This window comes from Peribacillus saganii (assembly GCF_003429095.1).
GTDB classification, from domain to species: domain Bacteria; phylum Bacillota; class Bacilli; order Bacillales; family DSM-1321; genus Peribacillus; species Peribacillus saganii.
This window is the reverse complement of record NZ_QVTE01000020.1, coordinates 1-14,142: the sequence shown is the minus strand read 5'-3', so window position 1 is coordinate 14,142 and position 14,142 is coordinate 1. Positions and strand designations below refer to the sequence as shown.

The 14,142-nt window shown below is 39.3% G+C and carries 10 protein-coding genes and 3 pseudogenes; 6 read left to right on the top strand and 7 right to left on the bottom strand.

Annotation, left to right across the window (positions count from 1 at the left end):
• Positions 1 to 234: 234 nt before the first annotated feature.
• Positions 235 to 1,737 carry a malate:quinone oxidoreductase gene (locus tag D0469_RS08535; RefSeq protein WP_117326328.1) on the bottom strand — a complete coding sequence of 501 codons (1,503 nt, stop codon included), beginning with the start codon at positions 1,735 to 1,737 and terminating at the stop codon, positions 235 to 237.
• A 1,211-nt stretch (positions 1,738 to 2,948) separates the two neighbouring features.
• Between D0469_RS08535 and D0469_RS08530 the strand changes: the two genes are divergently transcribed.
• The 4 genes from D0469_RS08530 (at position 2,949) to D0469_RS08515 (ending at position 7,315) form a co-directional block, all read left to right on the top strand.
• On the top strand, positions 2,949 to 3,638 hold the full coding sequence (locus D0469_RS08530) for a response regulator transcription factor (protein WP_117326327.1): 690 nt from the start codon (positions 2,949 to 2,951) through the stop codon (positions 3,636 to 3,638).
• Positions 3,635 to 4,870, top strand: a complete 1,236-nt coding sequence (locus D0469_RS08525) for a sensor histidine kinase (protein WP_117326326.1) — start codon at positions 3,635 to 3,637, stop codon at positions 4,868 to 4,870. Before D0469_RS08530 ends, D0469_RS08525 begins: the two co-directional genes overlap by 4 nt.
• A 116-nt stretch (positions 4,871 to 4,986) precedes the next feature.
• Positions 4,987 to 6,015: an alpha/beta hydrolase gene (locus D0469_RS08520; RefSeq protein ID WP_233522991.1), complete on the top strand. Its 1,029-nt coding sequence runs from the start codon at positions 4,987 to 4,989 to the stop codon at positions 6,013 to 6,015.
• 643 nt (positions 6,016 to 6,658) lie between these two features.
• A complete protein-coding gene (locus D0469_RS08515) occupies positions 6,659 to 7,315 on the top strand; it encodes a DUF4352 domain-containing protein (RefSeq protein WP_117326350.1) in 657 nt (218 codons plus the stop codon).
• Between the two features lie 521 nt (positions 7,316 to 7,836).
• Here D0469_RS08515 and D0469_RS21035 read toward each other — a convergent pair.
• The 6 genes and pseudogenes from D0469_RS21035 to D0469_RS08490 form a co-directional block, all read right to left on the bottom strand.
• Entirely contained in the window at positions 7,837 to 7,989 is a 153-nt protein-coding gene (locus tag D0469_RS21035; RefSeq protein WP_158553392.1) for a hypothetical protein, read from the bottom strand.
• Between the two features lie 242 nt (positions 7,990 to 8,231).
• Positions 8,232 to 8,834 carry a PepSY domain-containing protein gene (locus D0469_RS08510; protein WP_117326325.1) on the bottom strand — a complete coding sequence of 201 codons (603 nt, stop codon included), beginning with the start codon at positions 8,832 to 8,834 and terminating at the stop codon, positions 8,232 to 8,234.
• A 20-nt stretch (positions 8,835 to 8,854) separates the two neighbouring features.
• Entirely contained in the window at positions 8,855 to 10,273 is a 1,419-nt protein-coding gene (locus D0469_RS08505) for a sensor histidine kinase (protein ID WP_117326324.1), read from the bottom strand.
• Between the two features lies 1 nt (position 10,274).
• Positions 10,275 to 10,970, bottom strand: coding sequence for a response regulator transcription factor (locus tag D0469_RS08500; protein ID WP_233522990.1), 696 nt, complete (start codon positions 10,968 to 10,970; stop codon positions 10,275 to 10,277).
• Between the two features lie 508 nt (positions 10,971 to 11,478).
• Positions 11,479 to 11,681: pseudogene (locus tag D0469_RS08495) on the bottom strand (FMN-binding negative transcriptional regulator); the annotation flags it as partial.
• 16 nt (positions 11,682 to 11,697) lie between these two features.
• A pseudogene (locus D0469_RS08490) lies at positions 11,698 to 12,149 on the bottom strand (GNAT family N-acetyltransferase); the annotation flags it as partial.
• Between D0469_RS08490 and D0469_RS08485 the strand changes: the two are divergent.
• Together D0469_RS08485 and D0469_RS08480 are read left to right on the top strand one after the other, a co-directional pair.
• A pseudogene (locus D0469_RS08485) lies at positions 12,138 to 12,384 on the top strand (hypothetical protein); the annotation flags it as partial. The pseudogenes D0469_RS08490 and D0469_RS08485 overlap by 12 nt on opposite strands.
• Before the next feature lie 339 nt (positions 12,385 to 12,723).
• Positions 12,724 to 13,941, top strand: coding sequence for an IS110 family RNA-guided transposase (locus D0469_RS08480; protein ID WP_117326323.1), 1,218 nt, complete (start codon positions 12,724 to 12,726; stop codon positions 13,939 to 13,941).
• Positions 13,942 to 14,142 lie beyond the last annotated feature (201 nt).

Sequence of the window (14,142 nt, the reverse complement as noted above, 5' to 3'; positions counted from 1 at the left end):
TTCGGTTCACCGTAAACTGTTTAATTTCGAATATTAAAAAAGAGCCTTCAATCCAAAGAATCAAAGGCTCTATGTTTTATTTCTAATCATATTCTATTATTTACTCAATTCTATAAGTAATTTCTTTATTTTATCTCTGTATTTTTCAAACTCTTCATCATAGAAACAGTTTTTCATTGATAAAAAGTTGCTTAAACTTTTTTATTAAAAGCCTTTGTTTCTACATCCAAAGAATTAACTATAGACCGGTTCGTTTTTGCGTTGACAAAGAGCTTGCGCTGTTGAAGTGTGAACTTTTTGAAGAAGCGCTGGGTTTTCCATTAGTGACAACCCATAAGAAGGAATCATTTCTTTGATTTTTGGTTCCCACTCTTGCATTTCTTGCGGGAAGCATTTTTTGATTACTTCCAGCATAACGTGAACTGCTGTTGATGCACCCGGAGAAGCACCTAGTAATGCTGCAATCGAGCCATCAGCAGCAGTAATCACCTCCGTACCAAATTGAAGCGTTCCTTTGCCGCCTGCTTCCGTATCTTTGATAACTTGTACACGCTGGCCCGCTACTACTAAATCCCAATCCTCGCTTTTCGCGTTCGGAATAAATTCGCGTAACTCTTCCATACGCTGTTCTTTCGATAACATTACTTGCTGGATCAGGTATTTAGTCAATGACATCTCTTTTGCGCCTGCCGCTAACATCGTTAAGACATTACTCGGTTTTACCGAAGTGACTAAATCAAACATTGAACCCGTTTTTAAGAACTTCGGTGAGAAGCCTGCAAATGGTCCAAATAGTAACGACTTTTTGTTTTCAATAAATCGTGTGTCAAGATGCGGAACAGACATTGGCGGAGCACCAACCTTCGCTTTGCCGTATACTTTTGCATGATGCTGCGCTACAACTTCCGGATTATTGCATACCATAAATATTCCGCTTACCGGAAATCCGCCAATATGTTTTGACTCAGGAATACCGGTTTTTTGCAGTAAATGCAGGCTTCCGCCACCGCCTCCGATAAAGACAAATTTTGCCCTATGGTGCTTAACGCTACCGCTAAAGACATTCCGCACTTTTAATTCCCACGAGCCATCGCTAGTACGTTTAATATTTTCCACACTATGATTGTATTTGATATCAACGTTTTTAGTCTGTAAGTGGTCAAACAACATGCGTGTTAAAGCACCAAAGTTGACATCCGTTCCAGAGTCGATTTTTGTTGCCGCTATTGGTTCATTCGATGTACGGCCTTCCATGATAAGCGGAATCCATTCCACAAGTTTTGCTGGGTCATTGGAAAATTCCATCCCTTTAAAAAGGGGATTGTTTGACAGCGCTTTAAAACGTTTCTTTAAAAACGTTACATTTTCTTCCCCTTGTACCATACTCATATGAGGCAGTGGCATGATAAATTCCTGCGGATTATTGATCAGCTTGCTGTTTACAAGATAAGACCAAAACTGCGTTGAAACCTGGAACTGTTCATTAATTTTAATCGCTTTGCTAATATCTATAGATCCGTCTGGTTTTTCCACAGTGTAGTTAAGCTCGCACAGTGCGGCATGCCCTGTCCCTGCATTATTCCATTCGTTAGAGCTTTCCTCGCCTGCTTTTTCGAGCTTCTCAAACACTTTAATATTCCATTCCGGTACTAACTCTTTCAAGAGTGTCCCTAAAGTCGCACTCATGATTCCGGCACCAATTAAGATAACGTCTGTTGTTTTCTGTATGCTGCTCATTATAACCTTCCTTATTCCCTATATTTGCAATAAAGAGTAGGCGCTCATGCTACATGTCACAAAAAGCAAGTCACCACCTAGGAAAACATCTTTTCTTTCTCAATTATAACCATATCATATCTATTATAATTATTTATAGAATAAAATATCTACTATTTTCTGATAATTATAAGCTAATTTAAACTGGTAAAAAAGTGAGAAGTCCGTCAACATGGCCCCAGGAACACCCAAAGACCAATGCCTTAACTCAGCTTCTTGCAAGGGTTAAGGCATTGGTTTCCGTTACAAGTGAACCGACAGACACCCTCTAATTTTATTTAACCGTAACTTGTGGTATTGTTCATCACAATAAATCCGGAACAAAATTCCTTTAAAAACAAAAAGATCCACACCCTTGTATAGCAAGGATTTGAAACTACTTTCCTCTCAGATAATCTGTGAAGGGTTCGATCCGACGACCCCTCCCCTGTCAATCTTGTTCCAGAATTAGAAGACATTAACTGAGATAATTAAGTTTAAAAAGATTGATTTACAAAGGTTCAGCATCGCTTCCAAAATCAACTCTGTTAAATGAATAATGCATAGAAAAATTAGAATGTAGCAGTGTTTACCGACCACTACCTTTTAGATATCAGAAGAACAAGCCGTTTTGGTAAATAAAAATGTTACAACTAACACCATCACTAATAATTTCAAACGCATACCATTTATCCGATTTATCTTCTGTTTATATCACCCCTATTCCATAAAATCCCTACAAAGTCTTATTTAACTAAACGAAAAAAATACTATTGGACAATAATTACTGAGTGCCTTTTTTCAAATTAGCAGGATGGGAATCAGGATACCGTTTAAGATTGTTTAAAGACTCAGAAATTGCTTTAATCGCTTTAGTAGATGGACCTCTTGGATTCTCGTTGGATGCTAATTTCACATCCTCTTTTAAATGATTTGGTACCTCTTATATTGGTCTACCAGTTTTATATAAATAGATCCCATTAACTACATTTCATGTTGCTATAGCACTAAATACCCTTCAACTACCAGAGGTAATAGTCGGTATTTTTCACAGCTACCTTGTATTCTATAGATGTGGTCAATAGTATATTCAAATTGCATTCTTTCTAAATGTATGGAAACATAGTGTTCGATTATAAAATTCAGTTCATTGAACAAAAAATGAACTCTTGATATTGAAGGGAAATCGAATTATGGACTATAAAGTGACGGTTTTAATCTGTGATGACAATGTTGCTGTTCACGAAAGTATCAACGCCTATTTGCAAGCTGAAAACATGAGTAGCGTTTCTGCTTATGACGGAGAGCAGGCACTTAAGCTTCTAAAAGAAAACAAATTCGATTTAGTAGTGCTCGATATAATGCTTCCCGGACGTTTTGGGACTGAGGTCTGTAAAGAAATACGTAAAACGAGTGACATTCCAATCATAATGCTTAGTGCAAGAGGAGAAGAAATGGATCGAATCATTGGCCTGGAAATCGGTGCAGATGATTATTTGACAAAACCTTTTTCTCCACGTGAAGTAGTGATTAGAATCAAAACAATTCTTAAACGGGTACAACCCAAACAAGAAGCCCCCAATTACTTGAAAGCAGCCAATCTCTCAATTGATATAGACGGATACGGTGTTATCATTAATAATCAGGAGATTGAACTTACGGCCAAAGAGGTTAAGTTATTAGCATACCTAGTTAAAAACATAGGCAAAGTGATAAATCGTGAGGAGATGCTGTACAAAATATGGGGATATGATTATACCGGAGATACACGTGCAGTAGACACCTTAATTAAACGAATACGGCAAAAAGTTGCAAAGGCATCTCCACATTTTTTAATAAAGTCCGTGTATGGAGTGGGCTACAAGTTTGAGGAAATCATATGAAAAGATTTTTCTCTAGTAAACTCTCAATTGCATTAGTGATTTTATCTATATTTATTTTAGGGCAGCTGTTAGGTGCTTTTGCTATTAAACATTACTTTATACAATCAAAGATTGATGAACTGCAACCTCATCTTACTTTAATAAGAGAACATGTTTCTAATGGAGAAAAAATTAGGAGGAACGATGATTTCCTTATTAAAGCATATAATGTCCACGGAAATGAAATCGATATATTTAAAGAGGACGTTTCCCCATCTTTTTCAGAAACCAAAATGAAAAACGTTTTAAAATCGTATTTACCTAAAATTGTTAGTGGCAAAACAGTGGTCGAAATTAAGGAAATACCCGACTTTTCTTCAAAAGCAATTGTGATCGGACAGTCTATCGTCCAAAACAATAAAGTAACAGGCAGCATCTTTCTCTTAAAACCGGCACGTGCTTACAAGGCTGCCCTTCATGGTTTTTATCTTGTATTCTTTACTACATTAGCAATTGGAACAATCATAATTCTGGTCTTTCTAACTTTGTTTATTAAAGAGAAGAATCAGCTTGAACAAATGCGAAAAGATTATATTGCAAATATAAGCCATGAATTAAAATCCCCTCTTGCGTCTATAAAAGCCTTGACTGAAACACTATCAGACCACGTAGTTAGAGACCAATCAAGAATCGACCAATATTACAGCATCATATTAAGAGAAAGCGCTCGCCTTGAAAAACTCATTTCCGATTTACTAGAGTTATCGCGATTACAAAGCAAGAAAATTGCATTTACTAAATCAGCTATTAATACAAATCAATTAATTGAACGGGTGTCGGAGCCCTTTTCAGTTCTAGCAGATGATATGGATCTTCAATTTCATATAACTGAGCGGGCAAAAAATCTGCCGCAAACATATTCAAATGAAGATCGGATTATACAAGTTCTTACCATATTGCTGGATAACGCGTTTAAGTTCACTCCGGAAAATGGGTTCATTACAATTGATGCAAAAAGTATTAGCAAAAAAGTGGAGATAATGATTACAGATAACGGTCCAGGAATCTCTAGGGAATTTCTCCCTCACATATTTGATCGATTTAATAAAGAAGACCTCTCACATAATAGCGCGGGCAGTGGCCTTGGCCTTTCAATAGCACATGAAATCATGGCGCAGCTTGGGGAGAAGATTAGTGTTAAAAGCCAATTAAATTTAGGAACAACATTTACTATTACCCTTAAAAGAGGATAGAGTTCCCGCCAAAAAAATGTACGCTTTATCTCGTTTTTCTGCCATTTTTGTGCCACATTGTTTTGTTACGATTTTCTTGTAGAAAAATCATCCAAAACAAACAGGAGTGATACGAAATGAAAAAAACTATACCATTATTATTATCCATGTCCCTAGCGGCCACTCTATTTGCAGGCTGTTCAACGAGCAGTTCAGAGGATACAGCAGCCGCAAAAAATTCATCAGCTAACATTTCAAATGAGAAGCCTGATTCTACCGAAAAGTCAGGCGGCGGTGGACCTGAAGAAGAAAGCATAGATACATCAAACATCAAGACTAAGTATAAAGATGTTGCCTATGGCAGCAAATCTGAAATACAAAAGTTGGATATTTATTTGCCGAATGAAGGTGAAGGTCCTTTCCCGGTAATTGTTGCTATTCACGGCGGCGGATTTATGAAGGGAGATAAAACAGGTGCAGACCTTTCTCCTACGCTGGAAGGTGTGAATCGCGGGTATGCTGTTGTGCCGGTTAATTATAGACTATCCGGTGAAGCTATTTTTCCTGCAGCGATAAATGATGTAAAAGCAGCGATTCGATATATTAAGAAGAATGCCAAAGAGTATAACTTGGACCCTAGCAACATTGCTGTATGGGGAAATAGTGCTGGTGGAAACTTAGCGGCTTTAGCTGGTACAAGTGGGGATGATAACTCGTTAAATGGTGAAAAACCTGAAAACCCAAAGTATTCCTCTGAAGTAAAGGCTGTTATTGATTGGTTTGGACCACTTGAATTCTTAAAACTGGACGAGCAATTTGTAGAATCAGGAATTACCCCTAAGTTGGGAGAGAGAAGTTCAGATACATCTCCAGAAAGTAAATATATTGGAGGTAATATAACAGAAAACGTTGAACAAGCCGAAAAAGCGAATCCAGCAAGCTACATTACTAAAAATGATCCGTACTTCTTTATTCAACACGGCACTGCTGACCAAAACGTTCCCACTCAACAATCAATTGATTTTGCAGAAAAATTAACGAACGTTATAGGCAAAGAAAAAGTCACTCTATCCCTTATAGAAGGTGCTGGTCACGGTGGGGAACAGTTTAATTCAGAAGAAAATCTTGAAGAAGTGTTTAAATTTTTAGATAGTGTATTGAAATAATCATTATGCGGGTGGTAATTTACCACTCGTTTTTTAGTTTTAAAATGAAATCCAATTGGCGGCTTTTAGGAACAAGGGAATTTCTTGCAATAGAAGGTTGAACTACAGCTTGTTGGTTCAAATAATCCACGAAAATCCATGGTTCTTCAATTGTATAAAGATTCAGCGGAAAGAGTCATTATAGATTCTAATGTGACCTCAATTCGTTTTATGATTAAACTGCATACACACGCTTCTATCCTGTTTCTGAAGGAGCAGATATTGTAAGTATCTGCACAGTTAAGTCCACCAACCCTAAGACTACACTCGAGGCCTGTGCAAATCTTATTCCAAAGGTGATAAAGAAGTAGCCGATATATATTCCACAACGCATTAGCTATTATTGAGACAGCTAAGAAAAATAACTAACTTAACTTATCCTATTATGATTCCCTTCAATTAATTATTTTTTTGATAAAATACAGCCTGTCTTCTTGAAATAAACTGCGAATTGATAAAAATTATTATATTAATATATCATTATAAAGCTAACATATATAAATAGACTATATATTACCAATATATTTATCTGGAAGTTTACTGTAAGATGATATATGGCTATAACAATAGACTCACATCCTATAGACAAAAGGGGCTAGAATATATAATGTCCAATCTAGTACAATGCAAGGCATGTAATAAAGAAGTTGCCAAGGGAGTTAAAAAATGTCCTCATTGCGGTAAAGATCAGCGCAATTGGTTTATGAGACATAAGATTATGACCTTCATAGTAGCAATCATTCTAATAGCTATCATAAGTAGTGCAGCTGGTGGAGGCGGTTCAGATTCAGCTTCTACATCTGGATCAACGCCTGCTGATAGTTCATCTAAGGTAAAAGAAGAAAAAGTATACAAAGTAAATGAGCCAGTTGTGGTTGATGAAAAGGCTGAAATTGTAATTACTAAAGTAGAAGAAAAAGCTCAAGTAGGTAATGAGTTTATTAGTAAAAAAGCTTCTGATGGCGGCACTTTAGTAGCAGTTCAATTGACAGTTAAGAACGTTTCTGAAAAACCTATCGGAGCATTTTCAACACCAACCTTTAAGCTGGTTGATGAAAAAGGTACAGAGTATGAAACTGACATAGATGCTAGTTCAAACTATTCTGTTGAAACTAACATTGATAACTCTAAGTTAATGAGTGACTTAAACCCTAACATTAAGGTAACTGACGTTCAAGTGTATGAGATTTCAAAAGAATCATACGCATCTGGAAAATGGTTTATCCAAGTTAGTGGAAAAGAAAAGATTCAAATTAAATAATTTCCAAAAAAGGTAGCTGAATTTATCAGTTACCTTTTTTATTTGAAGGGCTCCTACTTTTTCTTTTTTGCTTATGAAAATCTCTTGGATCAACTCTATATCCAATTCATCCTGCTCGTCACGTTGTGCCCTAAAGGTGCAGACCTCAACCAATCATAGTAGCCACTTCGGCTAACACCTGCCAGTTCCAGGTATGAAACAGCTTTATTTACCTGATATATTCTTATCGTTTTCTCGATCAAAGAAAACTTCTCAGTTGCCGTTAGAACCGTTTCTTCTTCAACGCCTGCCTTTCTAACTCTTCCAGCTTTTTTAGGAAGTCATTCTCTGCCTCAAGGAATTAAATGCGTGCCTCAGCTTTCCTTAATTTCTCTTCCGCGGAAAGATGTTTTGAAGAAGGGCCCCTGTACTCCCTTTGCCTCTGTATTCTGTAAGGAAACCTTCCTTCTCTAAACCTTTCATACGAATCCCTCCAACGCTTAAGACAACGTTTGGGTTGTTCCTTACCGATCATGTCTAGGTCAATGCGCTGAAGTTTTTCCATTTTTGTAATCCGTGACTGCTTTTAGCATAAATTCAGGACTATAGGAGATTGACCTTTCAGAAGCGCTCAAAACATTAGGGTTCTTCTCAAGCTCTTTAATTTGGAATTCATTATAAATATTCTTACTCATGATAATTCTCGCCCATATTCATTAAATCTATTGAAACACAAAAACCCCGGATAGGGGCACTTTTTTATCAGTGTCCGCTATCCGGGGTATAGTTCAGCTCGATGTGTACCCCCACAGTGGACTTTCACCACCTAGATAGTTGCCATGCCTGGCACACTAAGAAAAGCCGTCTAAATGACGGCTCTGACCTTTACTTAATCCATCCGTTTTGTTGAAAAGCACCTTAGTAGCATACCTTGGCCCTATTTCTCTTCCTCGACCTTAATGACCTTTCCTGTCCCTGCGTCTACTTTCACATCAAATTCCTTTTGTTCTTGCGAAATTTCAATATCGTATAACAATATTCCGTTCTCTGTTTCGAGTTCACGATCGGTTACGGTACCATTCACTTTTTTCAAGGCCGTTTCTACCGCGGCCTCAACGCTTACTTTTGGCTTTTTGGCTGTCTCTCTGCGTGTGGAATCATCATCTGTGCTATCGATATCGCCTTGGATGGATCCACCATCAGCAAGCTCGTCATCGTCATCGTCCTTTTCAACAGCAATGATTTTCCCTGTTGTCCCATCCAGCTCAACTTCATTATACCCAGTGTCTGTCTTGACGGTCATTTCATATTGTACTTGATTATAATCCCAATCCTTTTCCATTTCGGTTACGTCACCATCTAATTCTTTGCTGACAATTTCAGATGCCTCAGTTTCAGAAATCTTTAACATACTTTTCTCCGCATAGACCGCCGTGCCTGCTGCCCCCAATACGATCAGCAAGAGAATTGAAAAGATAGTGATGATTATTTTCTTTCTTTTTACAGCAGTTTCCCTTATCTTAAGCCATGCATTTTTCATCCTGTATTCCTCCTTGTTTATCAATACTTCAAATTTAAACAGGAAAAATAATAGGAAGATGAAAGTAGCATTAAAATTAGATGAGAATTTTTAATTTTTAAGCATCCAAATATAATCGCAGCCGAGGTTCCTTTTCCCTCCACACTCTTTATTTCCAGCTCTGCCCCCATGGCATCTACCATAGATTTCGCAATCGACAATCCCAGCCCATTTCCTCCTGTCTTTCTGGAGCGGGAACGGTCCACCCGGTAAAAACGATCAAAAATGAAGGCTAAGTCCTTCTGTGAGATTCCAATGCCTTTATCCTCAACGATGATGGCAATCCAGTCATCCTGTTCTACTTTGACGATTATTTCGTCACTGCTATATTTTAAAGCATTATCAAGGAGGATGATTAATACCTGTTCTAGTTTAGTCTTATCGGCAACCATATTTATTTCCTGCTGCGAAGCATTGATCAGGATGGTTCGATTGGAAGCCCTTGATAATGGCTGAGCAACCTCCCGGCAAAACTGGACAGCCTCAAATTCCTCTTTCTCAGCTTCATCCGCATGGCCCTGCGTGGCCGCTTCCAATAAGTGCCCGGTCAATGTCTTCATTCGGTTTGCCTCGTGTTGGATCGCTTCGACAGCTTCTTCCAATATCTTCTTATCCTCCATCCCCCAACGCTTCAACAGGCTGGCATAACTATCAATAATGGTCAGCGGTGTCTTTAATTCATGAGAGGCATCGGAAAGGAATTGCTGCTGCTTAGCATAATTGATTTCTAAGCGGTCCATCATCTTATTAAAGGTGACAGCCATCGCCTTCAATTCATCCTTAGAATCCCCCGCGTCAACGGGGATTGTTTTAAACGTACCATCCCTCTCAATTTCGCTCATCGTCCTGCTCATAATAGAAATGGGAGCAATGATTAATGTAGATAGCCACCTCCCCGCAACAACCGAAAGAATGAGAATGATGAGCGATGCCACCATTAGTACTGTTGAAAGCAGTGACAAACCTTCGAAAACTGATTCCAGGCTGGTCCTTATTTCAATTGTGCCGATCAATTCACCATCAGCACGGTACGGAAGGCGGTAAATCAATCGTTCTTCCCTATAGCGCACATCGAATTCTTCCTCCTTTACAGGCCTGGGAGGAATGACCTCTGCATCATCTTCATCATCGGCATTCATATTTACAACTTCGCTGTCCAGATTAACAATGAAGACCGTGCCGTCCTCTGGAGTATAGGCGGATAATATACTAGAACCGCCGCCGAAAATATCATTCTTTGAATGACTTTCCTTCAAAAGTGCCGCCTGGTCCTCCAGCATTTCTTTTTCCCTCTCCAAAGAAAAACTGAAGAAAAGGAAGGCCAGAAGTACATTTAACAATAGCAGCATCGCGAGTAAAAAAAGACTTGAATATAATTGAATTTTTGTTCTAATCTTCATATCAAAGCTCCTTAATGCTGTATCCTACACCCCGGTAAGTCTGTATCAGCGACTCATCTCCTGCCGAGTCTATTTTCTTCCTTAAATAGCGGACGTAAACATCCACGACATTCGTCTCCCCTATATAATCGTACCCCCAGACATGGGTGAGGATTTGGTCACGCGAAACGACCAAGTTTTTATTTTGAAGCAGGTAGGCTAACAGGTCGAATTCCCTGGCAGTAAGCTCAATCAATTTTCCCTCCTTCAGGACCTCCCTTGTAGGCAAGCCAAGGACGAGGCTGCCGGCGGACAGGCTATCTTGCTTTTCATTTGCTAATTTCGCTGTCGTAGGACTATTTCGCAGGCAGGCACGTATTCTTGCAAGCAATTCCTCCATATCAAATGGTTTCGTAATATAATCATTTGCACCAAGATCCAGCCCGCTGACCTTATCTGGAACCGCATCCCGTGCAGTCAACAGAATAACCGGAGTCGTTATTTCCTTATTCCTCATTCTTCTTAGAACCTCCAGACCATTTAAGCCCGGAAGCATCACATCAAGCAAAATGAGATCCCACTGTTCCTGCGCTCCAGTTGCAAGCCCCTCATTGCCATCAAAGACCGCCTTCGTCTGATAACCTTCGCGGGTCAACTCCAGCGTCAAAATCCTGGCAATCTTTTCTTCATCCTCCACAATTAAAATGCGCTGTACCACTTCGAACTCCCCTTTCATTTCATGTAAGTGTACTTGATAAAAATTAAAATGGAATGAGAAAAGTATGCAAGCAGAAAAAACGTGACGCTTTAAACACGGTATAAGCCACCCCATTCGGTGGCTCCCTTTGCTTTAGAGCCTCCTTATACACTGTTCTATAGCTTTATTTGATAAACACCCAATTAGGTTCTATCAGAAAAATTCAACAACAGCCGCAATTACCATCATTGCCCCCTTCAGCTAAATAAGAAGAACAACTGTTGAAGTCTTAATAATGGCAACAAAAAAGGAACCTCAAAGGTCCTCTGTCAAAACAGCATTTCCTTAATAGAGCTGTTGCATTTCCCCCGAAGTAGCTCAATAGCATAACTTTTCCTTGTAATTATATAAAGAGCTAAAGCATCCTTTACTTTAAGTACAATCTTTCACAATCTGAAGAGAAGATGCCAATATGACAGCTCCGTTTCATCCTTTAATTCTTGCACCTGAGGGTTAAATAAAAGTGGGCTTATATGTGATTTTTTAATCTCTTTTCCATCAGTTCTGCCGTTTGTTTCGAAATTGATTTCTTTCATTTTGTAATTTATCAATGATGTTAATATAATCTGTTTCATTTCAGTTCTGGCTTAATTTATATGCAGCCTGAATTTCTCCCACCTTAATCTTAAATACAACAATTCCTATCGGAGACTTTAAACTATTTACAATAATCCACCTTTCAAAAAATTTAGATGAGTGTTTTGGTCATTATTAAGTCCACTTGTTCTTCATCACCCATATAAAAAGAGTGGGCGCCAGTTTGGACAAACCCCTTTTTCTGATAAAAAGCAATGGCATTTTCATTTTCTTCCCAGACGCCTAGCCAGATTTTCTTTTTCTTGTGTTCCAGCGCAACTTCCATCGCTTTATTTAGCAGATGCTTCCCAAGCCCATGTTTTTGGAATTTCATCTTTACATAAATCCTCTCGACTACAAGTGATTGATCGCCCATTGCTTCCGACTGAGCATTATCAGTATTGACCTTTAGCCAACCAGCGACTTCATGATTAAAATAAGCAAAAAAGAATTGCGAAGAACAATTGGCTAATTCTTTTTCTAATTGTTTCAAATCAAATGCCCTTCCAAATAGGCATTGATCTGTTCTGGTTAATTCTGTTCCTTAAATGTCTCATTAAATGTTCTCTTTTAAAAAGACAAAGACCTGAAGTTTCAGGGTTGTTAACAGCCTTTATCATGGGTATTGGTATTGATATTTGGCTTTTTTTTTTGCACTATTTGATAATACTTGAACTATGGTACACAAACTTTTTGTTTTGGAAGCGGCTTGGTTGTTAAAGGATTAGGGACTGCAACGTATTTACGCGGAAATTTTGCACCGATTCCAGTTGACCGATTAACATTAATCATACAAGAAACTAGACAAATTCTGCCCCGTTTGTACAATAAGAAAAAAGCCGCCATTATTGGCAGCCGGAACGTAAAGTAATGCCCCCTTTAGCCAACCATGAATCGCAAAACCAGCGATTCACCACAGAGAATGAAAATAGCTTCGATCCGTCCATACTGTTTCTAGGCTGGGAGAGGAAGGTCGATCAACTATGGTGCCATAGAGCCCATCCTTTAGTCTGACTCCAACGACCACGGTGCACCACCGACTGTCGCTCCCCTCGCGGGAAGCACTCATGGTAGATTAATCCTAATTCTGGTTGCTGCACCAGCCTCCATTCTAACTAGCCTCGAAAGGAAGAATTCAGTGGATGTAATCATTGAAAGAGCTTGCGGGTTGGATGTCCATAAAGACAATATTACGGCCTGCATCATGACATCTGAAGGAAAGGAAGTTCGGACGTTTTCCACTAAAACTGTTTTTCTCTTAGAGTTAATCGATTGGATTAAGGAACAAGGATGCAGCCACGTCGCGATGGAAAGCACAAGCGTTTACTGGAAGCCTGTGGTCAACCTTTTGGAAGCAGAAGGTATAGAATTCCTTGTCGTCAATGCTCAGCACATGAAGTCCCTTCCGGGTCGCAAGACCGATGTAAAGGATGCAGAATGGATAGCCCAACTTCTGAGGCATGGACTGTTAAAAGCCAGCTTCATCCCCAACCGGACCCAGCGGGAACTCCGGGAACTTGTTCGTTATCGCCGAAGCATTATCGAGGAACGTGCTCGGCAGCACAACCGGATTCAAAAGGTGCTTGAAGGGGCGAATATTAAACTTGGGTCGGTGGTTTCTGACATCATGGGTGTTTCTGCAAAGGACATGCTTCGTGCCATCGCTGATGGTGAGGAAGATCCTTTAAAACTATCAAACTTAGCTCGACGCACAATGAAACGGAAGAAAGATGAACTTGAGCTTGCACTCAAAGGATATGTGAATCCTCACCAACGGCTTATGTTAAAAACCATTTTAACGTATATTGATTTCCTTACTGACCAAATTGAACTGCTGGATAATGAGATTGCACAAAGGGTCAGTCTCTATGAAGAAGATATCGAAAGGCTCGATTCCATTCCTGGCATAGCTAAAAGGATGGCCGAACAGATCCTCGCTGAGATTGGACCTGATGTAGGAACGCAGTTCCCTAGTGCCGCACACCTATGTTCTTGGGCTGCTCTTGTACCGGGCCACAATGAAAGTGCTGGAAAAAGGAAATCTTCGAGAGCCAAAAAAGGCAACAAGTATCTTCGTTCAGCACTAACAGAAGCAGCTCAATCAGTAAGAGGATCAAAGAATTATCTTGGTGCCCTATACAGACGGACAGCCGGCCGAAAAGGCAAGAAGCGTGCAGCCATTGTGGTCGCCCATGCGATGTTACGAATCGCGTATTACCTGCTTGCCAGAAAAGAAATGTACGTTGACCTCGGCGAAGACTACTTTGACAAACAGAGACAGGTCTCCATTGTTCGGCATTCAGTTCGGAGACTGGAAAACTTGGGATACACCGTAACTATTTCGGAAGCATCATAGTCCTTAAATACCCGAATCAATGAACAGACGCTCTCCTTTTAAAAAAATGACTGAGCTGCGTCTATTTAAGTATGGTCATTTTCCTGAAGTTGTAGAATTAAATTTTCATGGTAGTTGAAGAAATTGTTGTCTATTATCTGTGGGATATTAAACAAAGTCGAGTAGAAGGGAACCTCTCTACCTTTTGGTAGATTGTGTTCC